At 66.7% G+C, this 26,744-nt stretch carries 22 protein-coding genes; 11 read left to right on the plus strand and 11 right to left on the minus strand.

Annotation, left to right across the window (positions count from 1 at the left end):
* The first annotated feature begins 78 nt into the window (after positions 1-78).
* A complete protein-coding gene (locus AB3347_RS03795) occupies positions 79-1,374 on the plus strand; it encodes an AMP-binding protein (protein ID WP_369090423.1) in 1,296 nt (431 codons plus the stop codon).
* Positions 1,375-1,386: 12 nt separating this feature from the next.
* Here the strand turns inward: AB3347_RS03795 and AB3347_RS03800 are convergent, their stop codons facing one another.
* On the minus strand, positions 1,387-3,774 hold the full coding sequence (locus AB3347_RS03800) for a penicillin-binding protein 1A (protein WP_369090527.1): 2,388 nt from the start codon (positions 3,772-3,774) through the stop codon (positions 1,387-1,389).
* A gap of 223 nt (positions 3,775-3,997) precedes the next feature.
* On the opposite strand from AB3347_RS03800, the gene AB3347_RS03805 reads away from it, so the two are divergent.
* Positions 3,998-6,280: an OPT family oligopeptide transporter gene (locus AB3347_RS03805; protein ID WP_369090424.1), complete on the plus strand. Its 2,283-nt coding sequence runs from the start codon at positions 3,998-4,000 to the stop codon at positions 6,278-6,280.
* A 50-nt stretch (positions 6,281-6,330) separates the two neighbouring features.
* Here AB3347_RS03805 and AB3347_RS03810 read toward each other — a convergent pair whose 3' ends face one another.
* Positions 6,331-7,251, minus strand: coding sequence for an NAD-dependent epimerase/dehydratase family protein (locus AB3347_RS03810; RefSeq protein ID WP_369090425.1), 921 nt, complete (start codon positions 7,249-7,251; stop codon positions 6,331-6,333).
* Positions 7,252-7,357: 106 nt separating this feature from the next.
* On the opposite strand from AB3347_RS03810, the gene AB3347_RS03815 reads away from it, so the two are divergent.
* Positions 7,358-8,257 (plus strand): LysR substrate-binding domain-containing protein, encoded by a 900-nt coding sequence (locus tag AB3347_RS03815; RefSeq protein WP_369090426.1) that lies wholly within the window; start codon positions 7,358-7,360, stop codon positions 8,255-8,257.
* A gap of 73 nt (positions 8,258-8,330) precedes the next feature.
* Here AB3347_RS03815 and AB3347_RS03820 read toward each other — a convergent pair whose 3' ends face one another.
* Positions 8,331-9,830: a peptide MFS transporter gene (locus AB3347_RS03820; RefSeq protein WP_369090427.1), complete on the minus strand. Its 1,500-nt coding sequence runs from the start codon at positions 9,828-9,830 to the stop codon at positions 8,331-8,333.
* 256 nt (positions 9,831-10,086) lie between these two features.
* On the opposite strand from AB3347_RS03820, the gene ppnN reads away from it, so the two are divergent.
* Positions 10,087-11,457 (plus strand): nucleotide 5'-monophosphate nucleosidase PpnN, encoded by a 1,371-nt coding sequence (ppnN, locus tag AB3347_RS03825; protein WP_369090428.1) that lies wholly within the window; start codon positions 10,087-10,089, stop codon positions 11,455-11,457.
* A gap of 48 nt (positions 11,458-11,505) precedes the next feature.
* Here ppnN and lysS read toward each other — a convergent pair whose 3' ends face one another.
* The 3 genes from lysS to prfB all read right to left on the minus strand — a co-directional run bounded on the left by lysS (position 11,506) and on the right by prfB (position 14,854).
* Positions 11,506-13,047, minus strand: coding sequence for a lysine--tRNA ligase (gene lysS, locus AB3347_RS03830; protein WP_369090429.1), 1,542 nt, complete (start codon positions 13,045-13,047; stop codon positions 11,506-11,508).
* A gap of 27 nt (positions 13,048-13,074) precedes the next feature.
* Positions 13,075-13,749 (minus strand): HAD family hydrolase, encoded by a 675-nt coding sequence (locus tag AB3347_RS03835; protein ID WP_369090430.1) that lies wholly within the window; start codon positions 13,747-13,749, stop codon positions 13,075-13,077.
* Positions 13,750-14,854 (minus strand): peptide chain release factor 2 gene (prfB, locus tag AB3347_RS03840; RefSeq protein WP_369090431.1). Its coding sequence is split into 2 segments (ribosomal slippage): positions 13,750-14,772 and positions 14,774-14,854, totalling 1,104 coding nucleotides; the frame shifts between segments, so codons are not numbered across the junction. It lies immediately after the preceding gene.
* A gap of 154 nt (positions 14,855-15,008) precedes the next feature.
* On the opposite strand from prfB, the gene AB3347_RS03845 reads away from it, so the two are divergent.
* Both AB3347_RS03845 and AB3347_RS03850 read left to right on the plus strand, forming a co-directional pair.
* The gene (locus tag AB3347_RS03845; RefSeq protein WP_369090432.1) at positions 15,009-17,021 is read left to right on the plus strand and encodes a bifunctional 2',3'-cyclic-nucleotide 2'-phosphodiesterase/3'-nucleotidase; all 2,013 of its coding nucleotides are present in this window, start codon (positions 15,009-15,011) and stop codon (positions 17,019-17,021) included.
* Complete coding sequence (locus AB3347_RS03850; protein WP_369090434.1) at positions 17,018-17,407, plus strand: tetratricopeptide repeat protein; 390 nt, start codon at positions 17,018-17,020, stop codon at positions 17,405-17,407. Before AB3347_RS03845 ends, AB3347_RS03850 begins: the two co-directional genes overlap by 4 nt.
* Positions 17,408-17,441: 34 nt before the next feature.
* On the opposite strand, the gene AB3347_RS03855 is transcribed toward AB3347_RS03850, so the two are convergent.
* From AB3347_RS03855 to AB3347_RS03865, 3 genes are read right to left on the minus strand one after another with little or no spacing between them, the layout of a single operon-like run.
* Positions 17,442-17,762, minus strand: coding sequence for a DUF2288 domain-containing protein (locus tag AB3347_RS03855; protein ID WP_369090435.1), 321 nt, complete (start codon positions 17,760-17,762; stop codon positions 17,442-17,444).
* Positions 17,763-17,775: 13 nt separating this feature from the next.
* Complete coding sequence (locus AB3347_RS03860; RefSeq protein WP_369090528.1) at positions 17,776-18,462, minus strand: RES family NAD+ phosphorylase; 687 nt, start codon at positions 18,460-18,462, stop codon at positions 17,776-17,778.
* Positions 18,459-18,896 (minus strand): MbcA/ParS/Xre antitoxin family protein, encoded by a 438-nt coding sequence (locus AB3347_RS03865; RefSeq protein WP_369090529.1) that lies wholly within the window; start codon positions 18,894-18,896, stop codon positions 18,459-18,461. The genes AB3347_RS03860 and AB3347_RS03865 overlap by 4 nt, the downstream gene beginning before the upstream one ends.
* 166 nt (positions 18,897-19,062) lie before the next feature.
* On the opposite strand from AB3347_RS03865, the gene AB3347_RS03870 reads away from it, so the two are divergent.
* Positions 19,063-19,491 carry a DUF4440 domain-containing protein gene (locus AB3347_RS03870; protein WP_369090436.1) on the plus strand — a complete coding sequence of 143 codons (429 nt, stop codon included), beginning with the start codon at positions 19,063-19,065 and terminating at the stop codon, positions 19,489-19,491.
* Positions 19,492-19,523: 32 nt separating this feature from the next.
* Here AB3347_RS03870 and recJ read toward each other — a convergent pair whose 3' ends face one another.
* Positions 19,524-21,173: a single-stranded-DNA-specific exonuclease RecJ gene (gene recJ / locus AB3347_RS03875; RefSeq protein ID WP_369090530.1), complete on the minus strand. Its 1,650-nt coding sequence runs from the start codon at positions 21,171-21,173 to the stop codon at positions 19,524-19,526.
* 61 nt (positions 21,174-21,234) lie between these two features.
* The gene (locus tag AB3347_RS03880) at positions 21,235-22,251 is read right to left on the minus strand and encodes a hypothetical protein (protein ID WP_369090437.1); all 1,017 of its coding nucleotides are present in this window, start codon (positions 22,249-22,251) and stop codon (positions 21,235-21,237) included.
* Positions 22,252-22,444: 193 nt separating this feature from the next.
* Between AB3347_RS03880 and AB3347_RS03885 the strand changes: the two genes are divergently transcribed.
* The 4 genes from AB3347_RS03885 (at position 22,445) to AB3347_RS03900 (ending at position 26,581) form a co-directional block, all read left to right on the plus strand.
* Complete coding sequence (locus AB3347_RS03885; protein WP_369090438.1) at positions 22,445-23,722, plus strand: lipoprotein-releasing ABC transporter permease subunit; 1,278 nt, start codon at positions 22,445-22,447, stop codon at positions 23,720-23,722.
* 75 nt (positions 23,723-23,797) lie between these two features.
* Positions 23,798-25,063 (plus strand): lipoprotein-releasing ABC transporter permease subunit, encoded by a 1,266-nt coding sequence (locus AB3347_RS03890; RefSeq protein WP_369090439.1) that lies wholly within the window; start codon positions 23,798-23,800, stop codon positions 25,061-25,063.
* Complete coding sequence (gene lolD / locus AB3347_RS03895; RefSeq protein WP_369090440.1) at positions 25,056-25,763, plus strand: lipoprotein-releasing ABC transporter ATP-binding protein LolD; 708 nt, start codon at positions 25,056-25,058, stop codon at positions 25,761-25,763. The genes AB3347_RS03890 and lolD overlap by 8 nt, the downstream gene beginning before the upstream one ends.
* A gap of 8 nt (positions 25,764-25,771) precedes the next feature.
* Positions 25,772-26,581: a TatD family hydrolase gene (locus tag AB3347_RS03900; protein WP_369090442.1), complete on the plus strand. Its 810-nt coding sequence runs from the start codon at positions 25,772-25,774 to the stop codon at positions 26,579-26,581.
* Positions 26,582-26,744 lie beyond the last annotated feature (163 nt).

Raw genomic sequence — 26,744 nt, forward strand, 5'->3', positions numbered from 1 at the left:
GGTATCGATGGTTGACAGCGCGCGGGGCGCTTGGCACCATCATCCATTCTGCTTTCCGATGTCTTTGCCGCCTCTCCCATGCCCCCCGCCACCACGCCTGCCGTTGCGCCCGCTGCTCCCGATTCCGATCCGAACACGCACTGGTGGTCGCACCAGCCGACCCTGCAGCGTGTATTGTCGGACCTGCTGGCCGGCGAGCTGGCGCTGATGCGTCCCGGCGTACGGCGCCGGCTGCCGCCCTGGCCCGCGCAGCTCGACCTGGCGGCCGATCTCGGCGCCGATTCGCTCGAGCTGCTGGGACTGGCAAGCGCCATGGAACAGGTGCTGGGCATCGGCAGCGTCGGCGAAGAGCGGGTGCTGGCCGATCCGCGCCTGGACGCCTGGCTGGCGTCGGCGGCCTGCGGCCTGGAACAGGGCACGGGCGTGATGAGTTTCCGTACTTCCGGCAGTTCGGGCGCGCCCAAGACCTGCCGCCATGCGCTCGCGCTGCTGTGGCAGGAAAGCGGCGCGCTGGCGGACCTGTTCGCAGGCACGCGCCGCATCGTCGCCCTGGTGCCTTCGCATCATATCTACGGCTTCCTGTTTACGGTGCTGCTGCCGCGCGCGCTGGGAATCGGGCCGGACGCGGTGATCGACCTGCGCGGCGCCAGCCCGGGCGGCGTGGCGCAGGCCCTGCAGCCGGGCGACCTGGTGGTTGGCTTCCCCGATTTCTGGCGCGCCTTCGCCTCCGCCACGGCCTTGCTGCCCGGCGCCTTGCCGCCCGGCGTGCACGGCGTCAGTTCCACCGCGCCCTGCCCGGACGAGGTGGCGCGCGCCGTGCTCGAGGGCGGCATCGGCCGGCTGGTGCAAGTCTACGGCAGTTCGGAAACCGCCGGCGTCGGCTGGCGCGACGGTCCGGACCAGGACTACCGGCTGTTTTCCTACTGGGAGGCGGATGCGGATGCGGGCACGCTCATCCGCGCCTGCCCGGACGGCAGCCGCGCCGCGTATGCGGTGCAGGACCGGCTGGCCTGGAGCGCGCCGGGCCGCTTCCGCCCGGTGGGCCGGATCGACCATGCGGTGCAGGTGGGCGGCGTCAACGTCTTCCCCGGCTACGTGGCCGAGGTGCTGGGCATGCATCCGTTGGTGGCGCAGGCGAGCGTGCGCCCGATGCGCCCGGACGAGGGGCGGCGCCTGAAAGCCTTCGTGGTGCCGCGCGGCGCGCCGCCGGCCGAGGGTAGCGAGGCGGCGGCGGCCCTGCGCACCGAACTGGGCGCATGGATTGCCGAGCGCCTGTCGGCGCCCGAGCGTCCGGTGGCCTGGACTTTCGGCGCCGCGCTGCCGCGCCAGGCCAGCGGCAAGCCGGCGGACTGGATCATCGACGGCGCAGCCTGAGTCCGGGGCGCTTCAGAACACCGTGGAGGGCGGCGGTGGCGGCGCAGGCGGCATGGACGGCGGCTGCGGCGGCTGCGTCGGCTGCGGCGGCGCTGCCGGGATGGGCTGGTCGCCCTCGGCCGGCTCCGCCTCCACCTCCACCGGCGGGTTGTCCAGGCCCGGATCGATGTCGATCGCGCGCAGGTCGGGGCGCTCCATGAATTCCTCGAACACCCAGTCGTCGTTCTCGCGCACCACGCCTTCCGGCTCCAGCCGTTCTTCCTGCGGCGGGACCTTGGCCAGCGCCACCCGCATGTAGTCGATCCAGATCGGCAGCGCCAGCGTGGCGCCGAACTCGCGCCCGCCCAGCGAACGCGGCTCGTCGTAGCCCATCCAGGCCACCGCCACCACCTTGCCGCCGTAGCCGGCGAACCAGCCGTCGATGGCGTCGCTGGTGGTGCCGGTCTTGCCGGCGATGTCGGTGCGCCCCAGCTGCCTGACGGCGGCCGCGCCGGTGCCGGAGCGGGTGACGTCGCGCAGCATGGAATCGAGCACCCAGGCGTTGCGCGGATCGAGCACGCGGTCGCCGTCCTGGCGCTGCGGCGGCTTGTTGTCCTGGAGGATGGCGCCGTTGCCGTCGCGGACCTGGGCGATCAGGTAGGGCTTGATGCGGTAGCCTCCGTTCGCGAACACCGCATAGGCGCCGGCCATCTGCAGCGGCGTCACCGCGCCGGTGCCCAGCGCCATGGTCAGGTTCTTCGGGTGGCGCGCCAGGTCGAAGCCGAAGCGGCCCAGGTAGTCGTGGGCGTAGTCGACCCCGAGCGCGCGGATCAGGCGCACCGTGGTCACGTTCTTCGAGTGGGTCAGCGATGTACGCATCGTGATCGGCCCGTCGAACACGCCGTCGTCGTTCTGCGGCGACCAGGTCTGGCCGGCGTTCTCGCACGGCATGTCGAGCGGCTCGTCCAGGATGCGGGTGCCCGGCGAATAGCCTTTCTCCAGCGCCGCCGAGTACACGAAGGGCTTGATCGCGGAACCCGGCTGGCGCCAGGCCTGGGTCACGTGGTTGAACTTTTGCAGGTTGTAGTCGAAGCCGCCCACCAGCGCGTGGTAGGCGCCGGTGTCGGCGTCGATGGCGACGAAGGCCGCCGCCACTTGCGGCACCTGGGCGATGGCCCAGCCGTCCTGGTCGTCGCCCTTACCCTTGCCCTTGCTCTGGCTGATGCGCACCACCGCGCCCGGCGCGATGCGCAGCGCTTCCTTGGCATTCGCCGCCAGGCCGCGCGCGGCGAACTTCAGGCCCGCGCCTTCGATGGTGATCTCGTCGCCGCTGAGCAGCTCGACGCGCACCCGCTGCGGCGAGGCTTCCAGCACCATGGCCGGAATCAGGCCGTCGCTTTGCGGGCGCTTCTGCAGCGCCTCGATGACGGCCTCCTCGCGTTCCTGCGGGTCCTGCGGCAGCGCGATGCGCGCTTCCGGGCCGCGGTAGCCGTGGCGCTGGTCGTAGTCGAGCACGTTGCGGCGCACCGATTCGTAGGCCGCGTCCTGTTCCGCCTTGAGGATGGTGGTGGTGACCACGATGCCGCGCTCGTAGGCTTCCTCGCCGAACTGGGCGTAGACGGCCTGGCGCGCCAGTTCGGCCACGTAGTCGGCCCTGGTATCGAAGACCTGGCCGCCGCGCCGGATGCGCAGCGGTTCGGCCAGGGCCTGGCGGTAGTCGGGCTCGCTGATCTGGCCCAGTTCGTACAGGCGCTTGAGCACCGCGTGCTGGCGCTGCTGCGCGCGCTTCGGGTTGGCGATCGGGTTGTGGCGCGACGGGTTCTGCGGCAGGCCGGCCAGCATCGCGGTCTCGGCCAGGGTCAGCTCGTCGAGCGACTTGCCGAAATAGCTGCGCGCCGCGCTGGAAAAGCCGTAGGAGCGGTTGCCGAGGAAGATCTGGTTCATGTACAGCTCGAGGATCTGGTCCTTGGTCAGCGCATCCTCGATGCGGTAGGCGAGGGCGATCTCGGTGATCTTGCGCGACAAGACCTTTTCCTTGGTCAGGAAGAAGTTGCGCGCCACCTGCATCGTGATGGTCGAGGCGCCGCCGGCGCCGAAGCCTTCGCGCAGGTTGGCGAACACGGCGCGCGCCGCGCCGCGCCAGTCGATGCCCTTGTGCTGGTAGAAGTGCGCGTCTTCGATGGCGAGCAGGGCCTGCTTCATGCGGGTGGGGATCTTGTCGATGGTGACGAAGTCGCGCCGCTCGACCCCGAATTCGCCGATCAGGTGATTGTCGGCGGTGTACACGCGCAGCGGGATCTTCGGCTGGTAATCCAGCACCGCGTCGATCTTCGGCACGTTCGGCAGGATCACCGTCATGGCGTAGATGGCGATGCCCGCCGCCAGCCCGACGAAGGCGGCGAGCGTGAAGAACAGGAACATGCGCAGGCGCCGGGGACGTTTGCTGGACTGCCGTGGGGAGCTGCTGGGGGACTGGGTCGGAGGCTGGGTCACTACGATACTCTCGAAGAAGGCCGTATGTACGCGGCGTTACGGCGCAATTGTATCCCGCGCATTCTACCCGTTCAAACTGCTTTCATTCCATTTCGGCATATGCGATAGTCACGCCTTAAGCTCGACCAAAGTTTGCATTCAAGGGACCCTCATGCCTTACGATCCGCCGCCCGATTCGTCCGCGACCGCCTTCAAGCCCTATATCCCGGCCAGCGCGCAGCTGCCCGAAATGACCCTGCGCGCCCTGCTCATGGGCACGGTGCTGGGCATGGTGTTCGGCGCCTCCTCGCTGTACCTGGTGCTGAAGGTCGGCCTGACCGTCAGCGCCTCGATCCCGGTGGCGGTCATCGCCATCACCCTGTTCCACACCGCCAAGAAGTTCGGCGCGCGCGAATCGACCATCCTCGAGAACAGCATCACCCAGACCGCCGGTTCGGCCGGCGAATCGCTGGCCTTCGGCCTGGGCGTGACCATGCCGGCCATCATGATCCTGGGCTTCGACCTAAAGATCTCGCGCGTCATGCTGGTGGGCGTGCTGGGCGGCCTGCTGGGCATCCTGATGATGATCCCGATGCGCCGCACCATGATCGTCGACGCCCACCGCGAACTGAAATACCCGGAAGGCACGGCCTGCGCCGAGGTGCTAAAGGCCGCCGCCACCGAGACCTCGCGCGCCGCCGCCGGCGAAGCGCGCGAGGACGGGTCCGACGCGGCTCGCGACGCCAAGCGCCGCGCCATGCTGATCTTCGGCGGCTTCGGCATCGGCCTGCTGTACAAGACCCTGAGCGTGTCCTTCAAGGGCTGGCGCGACTACGTGAACTTCGAGTTCGGCAATCCGCTCAAGGGCGGCTCGGCCGGCGCCGAAGTCTCGCCCGAACTGCTGGGCGTCGGCTACATCATCGGTCCGCGCATCGCCTTCACGATGGCGGCCGGCGGGGTGCTGTCCTACCTGCTCCTGATCCCGATGATCACCTTCTTCGGCTCGCTGCTCACGGTGCCGCTGGCGCCGGCCACCACATTGATCCGCGACATGGGACCGGACGACATCCGCAACGCCTACGTGCTGTACATCGGCGCGGGCGCGGTGGCCGCGGGCGGCCTGATCTCGCTGGTGCGCTCGATGCCGACCATCTGGAAGGGCCTGACCGGTGGCCTGTCCGGCCTGAGCAAGGGCTCGGCGCCGGGCAAGGCGAAAGGCGAGACGCCGCGCACCGACCGCGATATCCCGCTCAAGTGGGTCCTGATCGGCTGCCTGGCCATCATCGCCGTCATCACGGTGGCCACCCCGCTGCACATGAACCTGCTGGGCGCGCTGCTGATCCTGGTGTTCGGCTTCCTGTTCGCCACCGTGTCCTCGCGCCTCACCGGCGAAGTCGGTTCCTCGTCGAATCCGATCTCGGGCATGGCGGTGGCCACGCTGCTGTTCACCTGCCTGATCTTCCTGCTGATGGGCTGGACCGGCGGCCAGTATTACGTCACCGCGCTGTCGGTCGGCGCCATCGTCTGCATTGCCGCCAGCAATGCCGGCACCACCTCGCAAGACCTGAAGACCGGCTACCTGGTCGGCTCGACCCCGCGCATGCAGCAGTATGCGATCCTGTGCGGCGCGTTTGCCTCGGCCCTGATCCTGGGCCCGATTTTGCTCAAGCTGAACGAAGCCGGCACCGTGTACGTGCCGGCGGCCCAGGTGGCGCCGAACCTGAGGGTCGATGCCTCCAGGCTGACCGAGACCGCCCAGCTGCACGGCCCGCAGGCCGCCAGCGACGGCAAGACCTACAAGGTCTGGCAGAAGACCGACACCAAGGGCGGCCCGGCCGGAAAGTATCTGGTGGCCGAGGACGGCAAGCTGGCCTACCTGGTCGACCCGGGCATCAACGGCACGCATAAGGTGCGTCCGGACGGCACCGAGGTGAAGAAATACGACGCGCCCAAGGCTGTCCTGATGTCCTACATCATCAAGGGCATTCTCGACCAGCAGCTGCCCTGGACCCTGGTGCTGTTCGGCGTGATGATCTCGGTGGTGCTGGAGATGGCGGGCGTGCATGCGCTGGCGTTTTCGGTGGGCGTCTACCTGCCGCTGGTGTCGACGCTGCCGATCGCGGTCGGCGGCATGGTGCGCTGGCTGGCGGACCGCCGCAACGACAAGCTGCCGCAGTACGAGAAGCTTAACGAGGAAGAACGCCAGGCTGCCGGCGACCGCAGTTCGGGCACCTTGCTGGCCTCGGGCTACATCGCGGGCGGCGCGCTGGCCGGCATCATCATCGCCATCACCGCCGGCGTGCTGACCGACTTCGACAGCCGCATGGCCAAGTGGGCGGAAAGCGCGAATCCGTTCTTCGCCGGGCCGGACTCCAACGTCCTGACCCTGATTCCGTACGCCTTGATCATCGCGCTGCTGTACTGGGTGGCGCGAGAGAAGGCAGTGAGGAAGTAAACGCAAACGGCCCGGATCGCTCCGGGCCGTTTTTCCATGCGCCGGCCGGCTTACACGAAGGCCAGGTCGTGCTGCCGGATCGCGTCGTCGAGCCAGTCGTCGGTATGGCCGAACCGGTAGCCAAGCGCCCTGGCGCGCGCGGTGTCGAGCGCCAGAGGCGTGGCGAAATCGAAGGGCGAGAGCACGCCGGGGGCCTGCGCGGCCACCTTCAGGCTGCGCGGCGTCTCGTCCAGCAGCGCGGCCACCCGCGCATGCAGCTCGAGCGCCGACAGCGCGCCGTCGCAGGCGGCATTCACCGGACCGCGGAACTCCTGCATGCCCGCCCACACCAGGAAGTCGGCCGCTTCCTGGGCTTCCATGAACGAGACCCGGGCGGCCGCGTTGGCGTAGTGCAGCGTGCCGCGCAGTCGCACCAGGTCGACATAGTGCGCCAGGCGCCCGGTGAAGTCTTCCGGCCCGCCCAGCACGTGGGCCAGGCGGACGGTCGCCAGCGGCAGGCTGCCGTCGCGCTCGAGGTAGGCCTCGGCCTGGACCTTGCCCGACACGTAGCATTCGATGGCGCGCGCCGGGTCGTGCCACGGGTAGACCGTGTCGATCCGCTGGGCCAGCACCGGCAGGTCGCCTTCGCGGAAGGCGGCCTCGCGCGGCGCCAGTTCGCGGTAGGCGTCGATGGTCGAGGTCATGACGTAGCGCCCCACCTTGCCGGCAAAGACGCGGGTCGAGATGGCGGCGTCCAGCGGCGAGTAGCACATCTGGTCGAACACGATGTCGAACGACAGTTCGCGGAAGGCGTTGCGCATCGCATGTTCGTTGCGGCGGTCGACGCGGATGCGGCCGATGCGGTCGCCGAACGGGTCGGGCGCGTAGCCGCGGGTGGCAATGGTCACGCGATGGCCTGCGCGCAGCAGGCGCTGGACGAGGAGCTTGCCGAAATAACGGGTCCCACCGATCACCAATATATTCTTTGCCATGACTTTTTCCTTAGAGGATCGAGTATATTTTCTGCAAAGCAGCAAAAACCTTCAACCGAGAAAAAGTACAGACATTGAATAAGAAAAACTTATGCATGGAGGGCCGATGAAGCCCTTGCGCAGCCTGTCCGGATTGATCGACTTCGAGTGCGCGGCGCGCTGGGGCAGCTTCAAGCTGGCCGCGCGCGAGCTGCACAAGACCCCGGCGGCGGTCAGCCTGCAGGTCAAGCAGCTGGAGGAGAACGTCGGCTTCCCCCTGTTCGTGCGTCATCCGCGCCACATCGCGCTGACCGAGAAGGGCCAGGAACTGGCGAGCGCCACCACCCGCATGCTGGCCGACCTGCGCGCCAAGGTCGCTGCGCTGCAGCGCGGCGACGAAGAAGCCGTGCTACGCATCTCGACCACGCATTCGTTCGCGATCAAGTGGCTGGTGCCGCGCATGCACCGCTTCACCAAGCTGTATCCCGAACTGGACATCCGCATCGATTCCAACGACGCGCCGGTGGACCTGCAGGCCGACAGCACCGACGTGGCGGTCCGCTACGGTCCGGTGCATGACGCCGACCCGGCGGTGCTGTTCCGCGAGCGCCTGGTGCCGGTGTACAGCCCGGAGCTGCTGGCGCCCGGCCAGCACGCCCTGGCACTGGCCGACCTGCCGCAGCATCACCTGCTGGTGGTGCAGTCGCCGCAAGCCTGGCTGCAGCTGCTCAACGAGAACCGCGCGCTGAAGGGCAAGTACGACTTCTCGCGCGTGTACACGCACTGGGGCGTGCTGGTGCAGGCGGCGGTGGCCGGGCAGGGCGTGGCGCTGGTGCCCTATGGGATCGCCTTCGAGGACATCAGGTCGGGCGCGCTGCGCCAGATTCCGTGCAAGAGCGCGCGCTTCGAAAGCGGCTACCGCTTCCTGGTCAATCCGCACAAGGAGCACATGCTGAAGGTACAGCGCTTCCGCGACTGGATGGTGGCCGAGATGCGCGCGATGGAGGCGACGCTGGACCGGCGCTGATCCGCTGCTGGCGCCCGCGTAACAACGAAAACGGCGGCCCACGGGCCGCCGTTTTCATTCGCGCGTTCGACGCTTACTTCACGCCGTGCATCAGTTTCTGGATGAGCGGGGCCAGCAGGAACAGCAGCACGCCGCCGACCAGCAGGATCCAGAAGCCCGAGGTATAGCCGCTCAGGGCCGAGGCCACCGACATGCCCGATTCGCCGGACACGTGCGAGGCGAAGATGCCCGACAGGTTGTTGCCGATTCCGGTCGACAGGAACCAGCCGCCCATGCCCAGGCCCACCAGGCGGGTCGGGGCCAGCTTGGTGACCATCGACAGGCCGATCGGCGACAGGCACAGCTCACCGATCGACTGGATGGTGTACACGGCCAGCAGGGTCCAGGCCGGGATCTGGCCGACCGGGTCCAGCAGGTTCGACAGCGCATACATCAGCAGGCCGAATGCCAGGCCGTTGATGATGATGCCGAGGCCGAACTTGCGCGGGATCGACGGGTTGACGTTACGCTTGCCCATCGCGACCCAGATCGCGGCGATGATCGGCGCCAGGGCGATGATGGCCACCGAGTTCACCGACTGGAAGTACGCGACCGGGATTTCCCAGCCGAGGAAGTTGCGGTTGACGATCTGGTCGGCCAGGAAGGTGAACGAGCTGCCGGCCTGCTCGAAGAAGCACCAGAACAGGATGTTGAAGAAGAAGATGATCATCATCGCGATGGTCTTGTCGCGCGACACCTTGCCTTCGCGGACGCCTTCGACGATCAGCATCAGCGCCAGGATCACGAACATGATCGACAGGACGATCTGCAGGTTGGCGGCGCCGGCGCGCAGCAGCAGGTAGACGACCGGGATCACCACCAGCGAGCCGACGATCACGCCGATCAGGCGCTTCGGGCTGGCCAGTTCGCCGACCGGTGCGCCGATGCCCTTGAGCTGCTTGCGGCCGATGTAGAACCACACCAGCGCCAGCAGCATGCCGATGCCGGCGGCGAAGAACACCGCCTTGTAGGCCGGGATCGTGCCGTCGCTCAGGCGCTCGGCCAGTTCGCCGGTGACGATCGGCGCGAAGAATGCGCCGGCGTTGATGCCCATGTAGAAGATCGTGAAGCCGGAATCGCGGCGGGTGTCGTCGATCGAATACAGCTGGCCGACCATGGCCGAGATGTTCGGCTTGAACATGCCGTTACCGACGATGATGGTGGCCAGGCCGAACTTGAAGATGTCCTGGTCAGGCATGGTGATCATGAACAGGCCGGCCGCCATGAAGGTGGCGCCGACCAGGATCGAGCGCTGGTAGCCGATGACACGGTCGGCCACGTAGCCGCCGAGGACCGCGCCGGCGTACACCAGCGCGAGGTAGGAACCGTAGGTCAGGTTGGCGTCGGCCTGGCCGACCGCGTCGCCGCCGTAGAACTGGGCGACGATATAGAGCACCAGGGCCCAACGAATGCCGTAGAACGCGAAGCGTTCCCAGAATTCGGTCATGAAGAGCATCCACAACGGAGCTGGATGGCCCATGATCTGCTTGAACTCTGGGATCGGTCCCTTGGCTGAAGTAGCTGCACCGCTCATGCGGTTCCTCCCGAAATAGTTATATGTAACGACGATTTTTTTTAGTGGAATATCTGTATGCCGGAAATTCCAATAGGCACGCATTTTAGTGTAAATCGCGCATCGCAAGCGAACTTTTTCAGCTTGTGGTATTGACGTTTTCCCGGCTGCGCGCGGCGTCATGGAAGGCCCGCAATCGGGGCGCAAAATGTTGCACTTTGGCGTATATTGGCAAACAGGCCAATCCGTATTACCGATAGAAAGGGAAAACAAAACCATGACCCAAGATGTTGTCGATGTCCTCATTTCTCCGGAAGGCCGCCTCGAAGTCCTGTCGAAAGCCGAAGTCGCCAAGCTGCTCGACACCAGCAAGAGCGGTTTGTACGACGTGTTCCGCAAATGCGCGCTGGCCGTGCTGAATACCGGCAGTTCGATCGACGACGGCAAGGAGCTGCTGGAACGCTACCGCGATTTCGAGATCAGCATCCTGCAACGCGAGCGCGGCATCAAGCTCGATATCCGCAGCGCTCCCGCCATCGCCTTCGTCGACGGCAAGATGATCCGCGGTATCCACGAGCACCTGTTCTCGGTGCTGCGCGATATCGTCTACGTGCATTTCGAAGTCACCAGCAATCCCAAATTCGACCTGACCCGCCCGGACGGCATTACCGATGCGGTGTTCCATATCCTGCGCAATGCCAACGTGCTGCAGCCGCAGCGCAATCCGAACCTGGTGGTGTGCTGGGGCGGCCATTCGATCAACCGGGTCGAATACACCTACACCAAGGAAGTCGGCTATGCGCTCGGCTTGCGCGAGCTGGATATCTGCACCGGCTGCGGCCCGGGTGCGATGAAAGGCCCGATGAAGGGCGCCGCGATCGGCCATTCCAAGCAGCGCATCAAGGGCGGACGCTATCTCGGCATTTCCGAACCGGGCATCATCGCGGCCGAATCGCCGAACCCGATCGTCAGCGACCTGGTGATCATGCCGGACATCGAAAAGCGCCTCGAGGCCTTCGTGCGCACCGGTCACGGCATCATCGTGTTCCCGGGCGGCGCCGGCACCGCCGAAGAGATCCTGTACATCCTCGGGATCCTGCTGCATCCGGAAAACGCCGAAGTGCCTTTCCCGCTGATCTTCACCGGCCCGGCGACGGCGCGCGCCTACTTCGACCAGATCGACCAGTTCATCAGGCTGACGCTGGGCGAGGCGGCGCAGCAGCGTTACAAGATCATCATCGACGACCCCGAAGCCGTGGCCAAGGAGATGTACGCGGGCATCAAGGCGGTGCGCGAGTTCCGCAAGGCGCACAGCGACGCGTATTACTTCAACTGGCGCCTCAAGATCGATCCGGAATTCCAGAAGCCCTTCCGCCCGACCCATGAGAACATGCGCAACCTGTCCCTGCACCGCGGCCAGGAATCGCACATGCTGGCGGCCAACCTGCGCCGCGCCTTCTCGGGCATCGTGGCCGGCAACGTGAAGGAAGAGGGGATCCGCGCCATCGAGCAATACGGCAAGTACGAGATCCAGGGCGAAAGCGCAATCATGGAGCCGATGGATGCGCTGCTGGCGTCCTTCGTGGAGCAGAGCCGCATGAAGCTGCCGGGCAAGGCATACACGCCTTGCTATACCATCGTGCAGTAAGTACGAAAAAAGCGGCCGAGGCCGCTTTTTTTACGTGCGTGGGAACGCTCAGTCTTCCTTGCGCAGGTGCGGGAACAGCAGCACGTCGCGGATGTTCGGCGAATCGGTGATCAGCATCATCAGGCGGTCGATGCCGATGCCGCAGCCGCCGGCCGGCGGCATGCCGTATTCGAGCGCGCGGATGTAGTCGGCGTCGAAGTACATCGCTTCGTCGTCGCCGGCTTCCTTGGCGGCCACCTGCGACAGGAAGCGCGCGGCCTGGTCTTCGGGGTCGTTCAGCTCCGAGAAGCCGTTGGCGATCTCGCGGCCCACCATGAACAGCTCGAAGCGCTCGGTAATGCCTTCGCGCTTGTCCGAGGCGCGCGCCAGCGGCGACACTTCGACCGGATAGTCGATGATGAAGGTCGGCTCCCACAGCAGGGCTTCGGCGGTCTCTTCGAACAGCGCCAGCTGCAGCGCGCCCAGGCCGGCGTTGGCGAAGGGCTTGACGCCGAACTTGTTCACCAGCTCCTGCTTGATGAATTCGGCGTCGTTCAGCTGCTCCGGCGTGTAGCCCGGCGCGTACTTGTCGATCGCTTCGACGATGGTCAGGCGCTGGAAGGCCTTGGACAGGTCGAGTTCGCGGCCGCCGTAGGTCAGCACGGCGCTGCCGTGGGCGTCGATCGCGGCCTGGCGGATCACCTGTTCGGTGAAGTCCATGATCCACTTGTAGTCGGTATAGGCCGCATAGAATTCCATCATCGTGAATTCAGGGTTGTGGCGGACCGACACGCCTTCGTTGCGGAAGTTGCGGTTGATCTCGAACACGCGGTCGAAACCGCCCACCACCAGGCGCTTCAGGTAGAGCTCGGGCGCGATGCGCAGGTACATTTCCATGTCGAGCGCGTTGTGGTGGGTGACGAAAGGCTTGGCCGCGGCGCCGCCCGGGATCGGGTGCAGCATCGGGGTCTCGACTTCCATGAAGCCGTGCTTTTCCATGAAGCGGCGCATCGAGGACATGGCGGCGGTACGCGCCTTGAAGGTGCGGCGCGTCTCTTCGTTCATGATCAGGTCGACGTAGCGCTGGCGGTACTTGGTCTCCTGGTCGGCCAGGCCGTGGAACTTGTCCGGCAGCGGGCGCAGCGACTTGGCGATCAGGCGCAGCTTGGTCACCTTGACGGTCAGTTCGTCGACCTTGGTCTTGAACAGCGTGCCTTCCACGCCCAGGATGTCGCCCAGGTCGTAGTGGTGCAGGGCTTCCATGGCCTCGGCGCCGGCGTTGTCGAGCGTGACGTAGATCTGGATGCGGCCGCTGGCCATCGGGCCCGAGCTGTCCTGCAGGGTGGCGAAGGCAGCCTTCTTGCCGGCTTCGCGGCGCAGCATCATGCGGCCGGCCAGCACCACGTTCACGGGTTCGGCTTCCAGTTCCTCGCGGGTCTTGCCGCCGTAGGTCTCGACCAGGTCGGCCGCCTTGTCCTGCGGGACGAAGTCGTTGGGGAAGGGATTGCCCTGCTGGCGCAGCGCGGCCAGCTTGGCGCGGCGCTCGGCCATGATCTTGTTCTCGTCGTGCGCCACGACGGGCGTGGTCTGCTCTTGGTTTTCCGTAGTCATGATGGAGTGGTGGTTCTTGTTGGTTGTTCAGGCGAACAGCAGTTCGGCCTTGAGTTCGGAGAAGTCGCGCACGATGGCGATGACGTTGTCGAATGCGGTAAACGCGGCAGCAGGCAAAGTGGTTGTCAGCACGATGCAGCGCATGCCCGCGCGGCGCGCCGCCTCCACGCCCAGCGGCGCGTCCTCGAACACGATGCAGTGGGCGGGGGGCACGCCGCACAGTTCGGCGGCTTTCAGGAATACGTCGGGATGCGGCTTGCCGCGCGCCACGTCGGTCGCGCCGACGATCGCATCGAAATGCCGGCGCAGGTCCAGGCCGTCGAGGGTGAACGCGACGTTGGCCGGCGGCGCGGCGGTGCCGACCGCCAGCTTCACGCCGTGCGCCCTGGCCTGCGCGAGCAGTTCCTCGAAGCCGGCGACGGGTTTGCGGTGCGGCGCGTACAGCTCGCGGTACACCGATTCCTTCTCGTCGTTGAGCACGGCGACTTCCTCGGCGCTCAGGTGCTCGCCCAGGTAGGCGCGCATGATCTCGCCGCCCTGGCGGCCGGCCGTCGCGCGGAAGAATTCGTCCGCGTCGAGGGCCTGGCCGCGCCGGGCGAAGAAGGCCAGCCACGAGTCGGTGTGGAAGGCCATGTTGTCGACGATGGTGCCGTCCATGTCGAACAGGAAGGCCGAGGGAGACCCGAAAGCGGCACGCGTCATTTATACGCCCTGTTTCAGCGAGGCCGAGATGAAGTCGTCCAGGTCGCCGTCCAGCACGTTCTTGGTGTTGCCGGTTTCGAAGCCGGTACGCAGGTCCTTGATGCGCGACTGGTCCAGCACGTAGGAGCGGATCTGGTGGCCCCAGCCGACGTCGGTCTTGGAGTCTTCCAGCTTCTGCTGCTCGCTCATGCGGTTGCGCAGCTCGAGTTCGTACAGCTTGGCGCGCAGCATGTCCCAGGCTTCCGCCTTGTTGCGGTGTTGCGAGCGGTCGTTCTGGCACTGCACCACGATGCCCGACGGGGCGTGCGTCAGGCGTACCGCGGAGTCGGTCTTGTTGATGTGCTGGCCGCCCGCGCCGGATGCGCGGTAGGTATCGATGCGCACGTCGGCCGGGTTGATCTCGATTTCGATCGAGTCGTCGACTTCCGGGTACACGAACAGCGAAGTGAACGAGGTGTGGCGGCCATTGGCCGAGTCGAACGGCGACTTGCGCACCAGGCGATGCACGCCGGTCTCGGTGCGCAGGTGGCCATAGGCGTACTCGCCGTCGACCTTGATGGTGGCGGTCTTGATGCCCGCGACTTCGCCCTCGGACTGTTCCAGGATCTCGGCCTTGAAACCCTTGCGTTCGCAATAGCGCAGGTACTGGCGCAGCAGCATCGAGGCCCAGTCCTGGGCTTCGGTGCCGCCGGCGCCGGCCTGGATGTCGATGAAGCAGTTGGCGTGGTCCATCGGGTTGCTGAACATGCGGCGGAATTCCATCGACTCGATGATCTTCTGGATCGCTTCGGCGTCGCCGCCGATCGACGCCAATGTGTCATGGTCGCCTTCTTCCTTGGCCATCTCGAACAGGTCGGTGGCGTCGGCGAGGTCGGTGCGCGCTTTTTCGAGCGTCAGCACGACGGCTTCGAGCGCCTTCTTTTCCTTGCCGAGGTCCTGGGCCCGTTTCTGGTCGTTCCAGACGGCCGGGTCTTCGAGTTCCTGGTTGACCTGTTCTAGTTTCTCCGACTTGCGATCGAAGTCAAAGATACCTCCGAAGTTCGGCTTCACGGCTGGTCAGGTCGTTCAGCAGGGCGGAGATGGCATTGATGCGTTCAGCTTCCATGGTCTGTGGCATTCTCTTGATAGGTTGAATCGAACCTTCGATTATACTCCAGGCGGCCCGCGGCCGGCACCCGGGCCGCTCGCCCGGCTTCCAGTTCTTGCCCCGAAGTACACGGCTGGCATATCATCCCCCGGTTCTGTTTCCCACCTAGCTCATGGCCATCCACTTGCGTTACCAAATTTGCATCGCGCTCGCTCCAGCGCTCTTCAGTGCGTCTTGCTTCGCCGCGAAAGCGCCGGCGGCCGGCACCACCGCCACGCTGGCGGTGCTGGAGACCACCGACCTGCATTCGAACCTGGTCGGCTACGACTACTACAAACTGGCGCCCGAGCCCTCGCATGGCCTGGACCGCACCGCCACGCTCATCCACCAGGCGCGCAAGGAATTCCCGAACACGCTCCTGCTCGACAATGGCGACACCATCCAGGGCACGGCGCTGGCCGACTACCAGGCCCTGGTGCAACCGGTGGGCTGCGGCGAGACCCTCGGCATCTACAAGATCATGAACGCGCTGAAGTACGATGGCGCGGGCATCGGCAACCACGAATTCAACTACGGCCTGGCCTACCTCGGCCAGGTGACCGGCAGCCGCTTCCGGGTGGCGGGCCTGGACCAGCCCAAGCGCTGCGCCGGCCCGGCCTTCCCGACGGTGCTGGCCAACGTCTACAGCGCGAAGACCAGGCAGCCGCTGTTCAGCCCCTACGCCATCATCGACAAGCAGGTCGAGGCGCTCGACGCCCGCGGCAAGCCGGTGAAGGCGACCGTGCGCGTCGGGATCATCGGCTTCGCGCCGCCCACCATCATGGAATGGGACAAGCGCTGGCTGGAAGGCCGCGTCTACACCACCGGCGTGGTGGAAGCCGCCCAACAATACATCCCCGAGATGAAGCGCAAGGGCGCCGACCTGGTCATCGCCATCTCGCACGGCGGCCTCGACGCCGCGCCCTACACACCAAACATGGAAAACGCCAACTGGTACCTGGCCAAGGTGCCGGGCATCGACGCCATGCTGCTCGGCCATTCGCACCAGCTGTTCCCGAGCGCCGACAGCACGGCGCCGCAATTCAACCTGCCGGGCGTGGACAAGGTAAAAGGCCTGGTGCACGGCGTGCCGACCGTGATGGCCAACCTGTGGGGCAAGCACCTGGGCGTGGTCCAGCTGCAGCTGAAGCACGACGGCAAGCGCTGGCAGGTAGCGCAGGACAAGACCCGCGTCGAGGCGCGCGCCGCGCAGCTTGGGGCCAAGGCCTGGGTCGAAGCCGACCCCGCTGTGATGGCCCTGGTGAAGCAGGAGCACGAGGCGACCATCCGCTACGTCAAGACGCCGGTCGGCGCGACCGAGTTCCGCATGTCCAGCTATTTCGCCGACGTGGGCGACATCTCGGCCCTGCAGGTGATCAACCAGGCCCAGACCGAGTACGTGCGTACGTACGTCGCCGCCAACCTGCCGCAGTACAAGGACCTGCCGGTGCTGTCGATGACCGCGCCCTTCAAGAGCGGCGTGGCCGGCCCGGCCGACTTCACCGACGTCAAGGCCGGCGACCTGGCCCTGAACAATGCGGCCGACCTGTATTTGTACCCGAACGCGCTGTACGCGGTGAAGGTGAACGGCGCCGGGCTGAAGGCCTGGCTGGAAAAGTCGGCGCAGCGCTTCAACACCATCGATCCGTCCAGGCGTGAAGCGCAGCAGCTGGTCAACCTGGCGGTGCCGAGCTATAACTTCGATAGCCTGACCGCGCCCGACGTGACGTATGAGATCGACCTCACCCGCGCGCCGGGCGAGCGTATCCGCAACCTTGCCTGGCGCGGTAAGCCGCTGGCGCCCGAGCAGGAATTCCTGGTCGCGACCAACAACTACCGCGCCAGCGGCGGCGGCCACTTCCCGGGCCTGGACGGCAGCAAGACCGTGATCGCTTCGCCCGACAACAGCCGCGAAGTCATGATTGCCTACGTGCGCGATGCCAAGCGCCTCACCCGCGCCGCCCACGCTTCGGCGCGCAGCTGGCGCTTCGCGCCCGTGAAGACCGCCGGCCCGGTGCTGTTCTCGTCGGCCCCCGGCATGCTCGAACTGGCGCACGAGGCCGGGCTGCACAACATCAGCCAGGTCGCGCCGGACGACGGCCGCGGGAAGGGCATGGCGCTGTACGCGATCGACCTGTCGCAATGAAGCGCATCCTTGCTGCGGCGCTGGTCGCCATGAGCTTGACCCAGCCCGCCATGGCTCAGCACGGCGACGAGGGCGACATTGCCCTGCGGCGCGGGCTGGCTTACCGCGCCGGCGGCGACGCAGCGCTGGCCGCGCACTGGCTGGGCGTGGCGGCCGCGCGCGGGCTGCCGGAGGCGAAGTTCCTGCTGGCGAACATGCTGCTCGAGGGTGACGGCGTGCCGCAGGACGAGGCGGCCGCACGGCGCTGGCTGGTGGAGGCGACCGAGCAGGATTACCCGGAAGCCTGGCAGCAGCTGGGCATGATGGAAAAGGATCCTGAAAAGGCGGCGCAGTATTTTCGCAGGGCGGCGCATGCGCTGACGCACCGGGGGGGAGGAAAGCGATAGCCGGGCGCCCGAAACGGGCAGGCGCCGGCGCGACTCAATGCAGCTGCTGTTTATCCGGCTGCACCAGCACGAAGGGGCTCACCACCGAGGCCCACAGCGTCGCATCCGCCGCGGTCCAGGTTTGCGCCTGCAGGTCGCTGACCTTGGCCACCGTTCCTGCCGCCATCCACTTGCCGACACGGGCCTTGTCGTCGTGCGCGATGCGCAGGGCGACCTCGATCAGGTCCAGTTCTTCGCTCACGTAGATCACGTTGCCGCCGGCGAAATGGCGCGACAGCTCGCTCCATTTGATGCGGCCGGTCTCGCGGTTGATCTTGTCGTGCAGTTCGGTGTCTTTTTCGGGATTGGTTTTCATACGCTACAAAAATCTAGAGGATCTCGACCGCCGGTTGCGGCGAGCCCGCCCATGTTAACCGATAGGTCTGCGCCTTGCGCACATTGCCCACCAGTGCGGGACGGAAACAGGCGAGGCAGGTGCCGTCCGGGTCGCGCACGCTCGGGTAGATGACGCCCATCGAGCCCTGTTCGAGCAGCTCGGCCGCCAGCGCCTGCGACGCGATGTAGCTGTCCGGATCGAGGCAGGACTGGTAGGACTCGCTGCCGCGCAGGTCGTGGAAGCCGGCGCTGAAGTCGGCCAGCAGCATCTGGTAGCTCACGCTGTCGTCGAAACGCTGGATCTCGGCATACTCGACGGTCTTGTGGAAGATCACTTCGCTGAGCGCGGTCTCGGCCGCGAAGGCGCAATACCAGGCGCCGCGTTCGCCGTCGTTGAAGCGGCTGCCCTCCGGACGCGCATAGGTGTAGGCCGCATTGATGATGCGGAAATTCGGCACACCGAACACCAGTTCGTCCATTCCGATGCCCGGCAACATGCCGGATTCGCCGCGCAGGCGCTCGTTGGTGGCGTTGTCGAGGTCGAACAGGTCGCGCAGCATGTCGTCGTTCTCGGCCAGCGGCGCGAGGACGGAATCCTCGACGTCGGCGAAGCGGGAAGGAATCAGGCGGCAGGTGTCGTACTGGCGCAGCAGGGTAATTTTATGCAGCGGCAAGGTCAGAGGCCTCCGCGGCGCGCGTCCAGCAGCTTTCGTACCGTTTGCATGGCGACCAGGCCGCCGCCCAGCATGTAGGCCAGCGGCGTGCGGCCGGCAAACACCGGGTTGGTATTGGGAAGATGGACCCATTCGTCGGCGAGCTTGTCGCCATACAGGATGTGCAGGGCCTTGTAGATGCCGAGCAGGTAGGACACGCGCGTGATGCGGTCGACCTCCAGCACCCGGTCGGGATGCTTTTTCCAGTCGTACCAGGAGGACGAGGACAGGCCGCCGAGCAGCTCGCGCGCATCGTCGTCGCGTACGCCCCATGCCGCCGCCAGCTTGAAAAAGCCCAGCAGGGCGGAACGCGACAGGCGCTCGCGCTCGGCCCGCGAATTCAGGTCGACCAGCACCGCCGGTTCGAAGCGGCTCTTCGGGTAGGAATAGGCTAGGCTCATCATCAATCTCCGTAACTGGAGTATTTATACTCCATTTCCGGGCCTATTGCAACTACCGGTTGTCAGGCGTATTGACCCGTGACAGAATTGCCGATCTTGCCATACAGAAAAGACTTAGGGATTTCCGATGCGCCTGCGTTCGCTTTCTCTCATCACTGCATGCCTGATGCTGGCTGCCGCCGTTACCAGTTCCGGTACCCAGGCGCGCGACTCGACCAGCGAACTGAAGAAACAGGTGATGGAATCCGAGCGCGCCTTCGCCGCCACCATGAAGGCGCGCGATTTCGACGGTTTCATCCGTTTCATTGCAGATGAGGCGATCTTCTTTGGCGCCGAGGGCCCCTTGCGCGGCAAGCGCGCCATCGCCAGAGGCTGGCGCCAGTTCTACGACAAGCCGCAGGCGCCGTTCTCGTGGGAGCCGGAAGAGGTCGAGGTGCTGGAATCGGGCACGCTGGCCTACAGCGGCGGGCCGGTCTACAACGCGCAAGGGCAGCGCATCGGCCGCTTCAATTCGATCTGGCGCCTGAAGGCGCCGGGGCAGTGGGAAGTGGTGTTCGACCGCGGGTCGGACTTCGGTCCGCCGCAGAAGAAATAAGCCCGCATGGGCGGCAGCGCCGCCGCCCCCGGTCAGGCCGGCTCGGCGTGCTCCACCAGCAGCTGCACCTTGGTCACGCCGTTGTACTCGTTCGCATCCAGCCGGAAGGCCACCCGCGCCCGTTCCGGCAGGCTGTCGGTGTGGCCGAACCAGATCGCGTCGTAGCGCCGGCCGTTCTTTTCCAGCAGCAGCTTGAGGTGGCGCTCCTTCAGGATGCGCTGGCTTACCACCCGGAACTCGTCGCAGAACACCGGCGGCGCGAAGCCCTGGCCCCAGACCTGGCCGTCCATCTCTTCGATGAACTGGGTCGAATAGAACTCGTCCTCGAGCGGCCCGTCGGTCTCGACGATGCGCTCCAGCTGGGCCTCGCTCAGCCAGGCCCGGCCGACCGCCTCGAAGGCCTGCTGGAAGCTGTCGAAATGGTCGGCGCGGATGGTCAGGCCCGCCGCCATCGCGTGACCGCCGAACTTGTCGATCAGGCCCGGCACGCGCTTGGACACCAGGTCGAGCGCGTCGCGCATGTGAAAGCCCGGGATCGAACGGCCCGAGCCCTTGATCCAGCCTTCGCTGCCGGGCGCGAAGGTGATGGTCGGACGGTAGAACTTCTCTTTCAGGCGCGACGCCACGATGCCGATCACGCCCTGGTGCCAGCCCTGGTCGAACACGCTGATGGTGCTGGCGCCCGAGGGCTCGAAGCTGTCCAGGTGGAGCAGGGCGGTGTCCTGCATCTCGGCCTCGATCTCGCGGCGCTTCAGGTTGATCTCGTTGAGCTGCTGGGCGATGGCCCAGGCGCGGCCGACGTCGTCGGTCACCAGGCACTCGATGCCGAGCGACATGTCTTCCAGGCGGCCGGCGGCGTTCAGGCGCGGCCCGAGCGCGAAGCCGAGGTCAAAGGGCGAGGCGCAGCGCGCTTCGCGGCCGGCCACCCGGAACAGGGCGGCCACGCCGGCGTGCATGCGGCCGGCGCGCATGCGCTTGATGCCCTGGGCCACCAGGATGCGGTTGTTGCTGTCCAGGCGCACCACGTCGGCCACCGTGCCCAGCGCCACCAGGTCGAGCAGGCTGTCCAGCTTGGGCTGGGTCTGGGCGTCGAACACGCCGCGTCGGCGCAGCTCGGCGCGCAGCGCCAGCAGCACGTAGAACACCACGCCGACGCCGGCCAGGTGCTTGCTCGGGAAGCCGCACTCGGGCTGGTTCGGGTTGACGATCACGCGTGCCGGCGGCAGCGCGTCGCCCGGCAGGTGGTGATCGGTGACCACCACCTCGATGCCACGCCGGTTGGCCTCGAGCACCCCGTCGATGCTGGCGATGCCGTTGTCGACGGTGATGATGATGTCGGGTGACTTCTCGCGCGCGGTCAGTTCGACGATCTCGGGCGTCAGCCCGTAGCCGTACTCGAAGCGGTTCGGCACGATGTAGTCGACCTGCGCTCCCATCATGCGCAGGCCGCGCAGCGCGACCGCGCAGGCGGTGGCGCCATCGCAGTCGTAGTCGGCCACGATGGTCATGCGCTTGCCGGCTGCAATCGCGTCGGCCAGGAAGACGGCGGCGCTGTCGATGTGGCGCAAGGCGTTGGGCGGAACCAGGGCCGCCAACTCGCTCGACAGCTCGCGCGGGTCGGACAGCCCGCGCGCGGCGTAGATGCGCGCCAGCACCGGGTGGACCCCGCTCTGGCGCAGCATCTCGGAGGCGCGGAACGGGCAGGGGCGGGTGGTGATTCGGGTGCTTGTGCTCAAAGTATGTTCAAGTCAGTCGTTCAAGGGTCGGCCGGCGCCAGAACTTGCGCTGCGCCATGGCGGTCGTGGTGAATTCGGCAAGGGCTTCGCGGCTGCTCAGCACCAGGTCGAGCTGCTTGATGCGGCCCTGCACCAGCGCCGCGTGCAGCGGCGCGAACAGCTTGTCTTCCAGTTGCTGGACCTGCTGCAGCCACGTGCCCCAGTCGGCCGCGATCGCGGCGTCGGCCAGGTAGCCGACCACCAGGATGCCGTCGCGGGCCAGCGCAGCGTCCAGTTCGTCGAGCGAGGCGAGCGTGCGCCCGGACAGGCCGCGGATCCATCCCGGCACGCCGACGCTGGTCAGCGGTGCGGCGGCGCGGCCGCCATCGCGCGATGCGCCCCACAGCCAGAACGAATTCACCGCCGGCAGGCGGCGCGCCTCGCGCGCGGCGTTCACCGGGTGGCTGTGCCACAGCATCTGCACCTCGTTCTGCAGGCGCCGGAAGGGCAGGGCCTGCTTGCCGCGCGGGACGAAATCGGTCACGTCCATGCCGACCACGGTGTCCGGCGTGGCGCCGTCGATGCCGGTCCAGTCGTCGGCGCGCAGGAACCAGGTCTGGGCGTCGCCGTACAGCAGCGGGTGGCCGACCTCGTCGCACAGCGGGCGGGTGGCCTCGTACAGGGCGCGGCTTTCATCCTCGCTTAATCCAAGGTGGCGCAGATCGGCCATCATCGAGTGGCTGCGCGCGATCTGGATATGGGCCGGGTTGACGATGAACCAGGTGCCCGCGGCCGGATCGAGCCCGAAGCCGCGCATGGCGGCCGCGGCAAAGGCCGGCTGGCCGTCCGCGGCCAGCCCGAGGGCGCGGGCCAGCCACTGTTCGTGCGGCAGTGCGCGGGCGGTGTCGGCCGGCGCGCTGCGTGCATGCGTGCTGGTGCGGGTGAGCAGGGAAGCCAGCGCCGGGGTCTGCAGGGCGCGGACCAGGTCGGACGCGAATTCGGGGAGCGGCAGCAGGTGGGGCAGGACAAGCGTAATGTGCGACATACCGCTATTTTAGGCGAAATACGGGGTGAGCGAACGGTCGTGCAGCTGGTCCGTCGAAAGTCCCCGGCATGCGCCGCCACACCGGAGATGCTTTCTTTTGCGCCATAAAAGCCCGATGTCTGGCAAACTGTCGGGTTGGCAAACCTATAACGCGCATTGACGTGCCTATTTACGTGCATCACTCTTTGATTTCATGAGCATCACCCACAAGCTGCCCTACGAATGGCAGGTCGGCCTGCGCTACACCCGCGCCGGCAAGCGCAGCGGGCGCAACAGTTTCATTTCCTTCATCTCGATGGCCTCGGTGGCCGGGATCGCGCTCGGCGTGGCGGCCCTGATCGTGGTGCTGTCGGTGATGAACGGCTTCCAGAAGGAAGTCACGGCGCGCATGCTGTCGGTGCTCGCCCACGTCGAGGTGTTCGACGTGCGCGGCGAGATGCCGGGCTGGCGCACCTCGATCCAGGAAGCCCTGCGCAACCCCGAAGTGCGCGCCGCCGCGCCCTTCGCCGAAACCCAGGCCATGCTGCTCAGCGACGGCGTCATGAAGCCGGTGCTGCTGCGCGGGATCGACCCGGCCCAGGAGGTCAAGGTATCCGACGTCGCCAGGCACATGCGCGAAGGGCGCTTCGACGCCCTGCAGCCGGGCTCCTACAACGTGGTGATCGGCCGCGCGCTGGCCAAGTCGCTCGACGTGGAAGTGGGCGACCGGGTGACGCTGCTGATGGCTTCCACCCAGCAGGCACAGGTCCCGGCCGCCGGCGGCGCCCTGCCGCGCACCCGGCCGCTGACCGTGGCCGGCATCTTCGAGGCCGGGCACTTCGAGTTCGACTCGACCCTGGCTTTCGCCAACATCGCGGACGCCCAGCAGCTGGGCGGCGTCGCCGCGCCCGCCGGCATCCGCCTGCGCCTGGCCGACATGCACCAGGCGCCGCGCGTGGCCGCCGAGCTGCAGCGCAGCATGTCGGGCGAGCTGTACGTGCGCGACTGGTCGAAGGTCAACGCCATCTGGTTCGCGGCCGTGCAGTCGCAGAAACGCATGATGTTCATCATCCTGACCATGATCGTCGCGGTGGCGGCCTTCAACCTGGTCTCGACCCTGGTCATGACGGTGCGCGACAAGCAGTCCGACATCGCCATCCTGCGCACCCTGGGCGCCTCGCCGCGCTCGGTCATGACCATCTTCATGGTGCAGGGCACGCTGGTCGGCGTGCTGGGCGCGGCGCTGGGCGTGAGCCTGGGCGTGGCGGTGGCCCTCAACATCGACGTCATCGTGCCTTTCATCGAGCGCAGCTTCGATGTCCAGTTCCTGTCGCAGGAGGTCTACCTGATCAGCGAGATCCCGTCCGAGCTGCGCTGGGCCGACGTCGGCTGGATCGGCGGCGTGGCGGTACTGCTGGCCTTCGTGGCCACCCTGTACCCGAGCTGGTCGGCCGCGCGGGTGAAGCCGGCCGAGGCGCTCCGCTATGAATGAAACCACGACCAACATCGTCGCCACGGATGAGCCTTGTATGGCACACTGCGGCCTCGTGCAACAACGACAACCAGCATGAGACTCACCCAGAATCTGCCGTATGAATGGCTGGTCGGCCTGCGCTATACGCGCGGCGGCAAGCGCAGCGGCCGCAACGGCTTCATTTCCTTCATTTCCCTGATCTCGGTGTCCGGCATCGCGCTGGGCGTGGCGGCCCTGATCATCGTGCTGTCCGTGATGAACGGCTTCCAGAAGGAAGTCACCGACCGCATGCTGTCGGTGCTGGCGCACATCGAGGTGTTCGACCAGTCCGGCAGCATGCCGGATTGGCGCGCGGCCGGACAGCAGGCCCTGAAGAACCCGGCGGTGCGCGCCGTCGCGCCCTTCGTGGAGACCCAGGGCCTGCTCGAGGGGCAGGGCGTGATGCGGCCCTCCATCATCCGCGGCATCCTGCCTTCGGAGGAACCCAAGGTGTCCGACATCGCCAAGCAGATCCGCCAGGGCAGCCTGGATTCGCTCAAGCCGGGCTCGTTCAACATCGTGCTGGGCTATGCGCTGGCGCGCGCGCTGAACGTCGGCATCGGCGACAAGGTCACCATGCTGCTGGCCCAGGGACAGGTCACGCCGGCCGGCCTGCTGCCGCGCAGCCGCAGCTTCACGGTGTCCGGCATCTTCGAGGCCGGGCACATGGACTTCGACGCCGCGTTGTCCTTCATCCACGTGGAGGATGCGCAGCGCATGGAGCGCCTGGGTGCGCCGATGGGCCTGCGCCTGCGCATCGCCGACATGCACCAGGCCCCGGTGGTGGCCGCAGAACTCAAGAAGTCGATGCCGGGCAAGCTGGAGATGCGCGACTGGTCCAAGCTCAACGCCAACTGGTTCGCCGCCGTACAGACCGAGAAGAAGATGATGTTCATCATCCTCACCCTGATCATCGCGGTGGCCGCCTTCAACCTGGTGTCAACCCTGGTGATGACGGTGACCGACAAGCAGGCCGACATCGCGATCTTGCGTACCCTGGGCGCTTCGCCGCGCTCGATCCAGAAGATCTTCATGGTGCAGGGCGCCCTGGTCGGCATCCTCGGCACCATCCTGGGCGTCGGCGGGGGCGTGCTGGTGGCCCTGAACATCGACGTCATCGTCCCGTTTATCGAACGTTTGTTGGGAGTGCAGTTCTTGTCGAAAGATATCTACCTGATCAGCGCGGTGCCGTCCGACCTGCGCTGGCCGGACGTGTTCAAGATCGGCGGCGTATCCGTGCTGCTGGCGTTTGCTGCGACCCTGTACCCGAGCTGGGCGGCGTCGCGCGTGAAACCTGCGGAGGCGCTGCGTTATGAATAATCCCATCAACCATGCCGACGCTGCGGTGCTGTCCTGCCGCGGCCTGGGCAAGACCTTCAAGCAGGGCGACTACACGGTCAAGGTCCTGGACGGCATCGACTTCGCGATCCACCGCGGCGAGCGCGTGGCCATCGTCGGCGCGTCCGGTTCCGGCAAGTCGACCCTGCTGCACCTGCTGGGCGGACTGGATACCCCCTCGACGGGCGCCGTGAGCCTGCTGGGCGAGGATTTCGCCGCCCTGTCCGAAACCCGGCGCGGCGAACTGCGCAATTCCTCGCTCGGTTTCGTGTACCAGTTCCACCACCTGCTGCCCGAGTTCTCGGCGCTCGACAACGTGATGATGCCGCTGATGATCCGGCGCGAGCCGCGCGCGACCGCCCTGAAGAAGGCCGAGGCCATCCTCGGCCGGGTGGGCCTGGGCAAGCGCGTGGTGCACCGCCCCGGCGAACTGTCGGGCGGCGAGCGCCAGCGGGTGGCGCTGGCGCGCGCGCTGGTCACCGAGCCGGCCTGCGTGCTGGCCGACGAACCGACCGGCAACCTGGATCACAGCACCGCGCAGTCGATCTTCGACCTGATGCTGGAACTGTCGCGCACCCTCGGCACCGCCTTCGTCATCGTCACCCACGACATGGAACTGGCGCGCCGCTGCGACCGCGTGCTGCGCCTTACCGAGCACGGCCTGCAGGCGCCCGAAGCCTAGGTTCTCCCATGTGGATCGATACCCACTGCCACCTCGACGCCCACGAGTTCGGGACCCAGTCGCTCGACGTGGCGGCGCAGGCCGCCGAGGCGGGGGTGTCGACGATCGTGGCGATGGCGGTCGAGCGCGGAAACTTCGCGGCGGTGGCCAGCCTGGCCGCCGGGGCGCCGAACGTGCGCTATGCGCTCGGCATCCATCCGATCTGCATACCGCAGGCGCGCGACGAAGACCTGGAAGCGCTGCGCGACGCGGTGCGGGCGGCGCTGGGCGACCCGAACTTCGTCGGGATCGGCGAGATCGGCCTCGATTTCTTCATTCCCATGCTGTGCGAACCGGCCATGCGCGAGAAGCAGCAACGCTTCCTGCGCGAGCAGCTGCGCATCGCCCGCGACTTCGCGCTGCCCGTGATGATGCACGTGCGCCGCTCGCAGGACCAGGTGCTGAAGCACCTGCGCCAGATCCGGCCCCCGGCCGGCATCGCGCACGCCTTCAACGGCAGCTTCCAGCAGGCGCAGAACTTCATCGACCTGGGTTTTCACCTGGGCTTCGGCGGCGCGATGACTTTTACCCGCGCGCTGCAGATCCGGCGCCTGGCCACCGAGCTGCCGCTGGCGGCCATCGTGCTGGAAACCGATTCGCCGGACATCGCCCCTGCGTGGATTCATCCGGGCCGCAACACGCCGGACCAGTTGCCGGCGATCGGCGCCGCCCTGGCCGGGCTGCGCGGCCTCGGCGTGGACGAGCTGCGCGAGGCGGTGCACCGGAATACGCTGGCGGCGATTCCGCGGCTGGCGGACCGTCCGCCCCAGGTCGCCTGAGCGCTTACGACACTGAGCAAATTACTAATTAGCGAAGTAGCACTAACCGCGCCGATAAGTAGCAATCGATAGGCAGCGGCTTCGTGCGACCGTGGCTAAACGCTTTAGTTCGTTTGTAGCGCTGAGGCACGACAAGTTCCAACTGTTCTGTTCTGCCAATATG

Origin of the sequence: Massilia sp. X63 (assembly GCF_041023745.1) — a bacterium.
GTDB lineage: Bacteria > Pseudomonadota > Gammaproteobacteria > Burkholderiales > Burkholderiaceae_D > Telluria.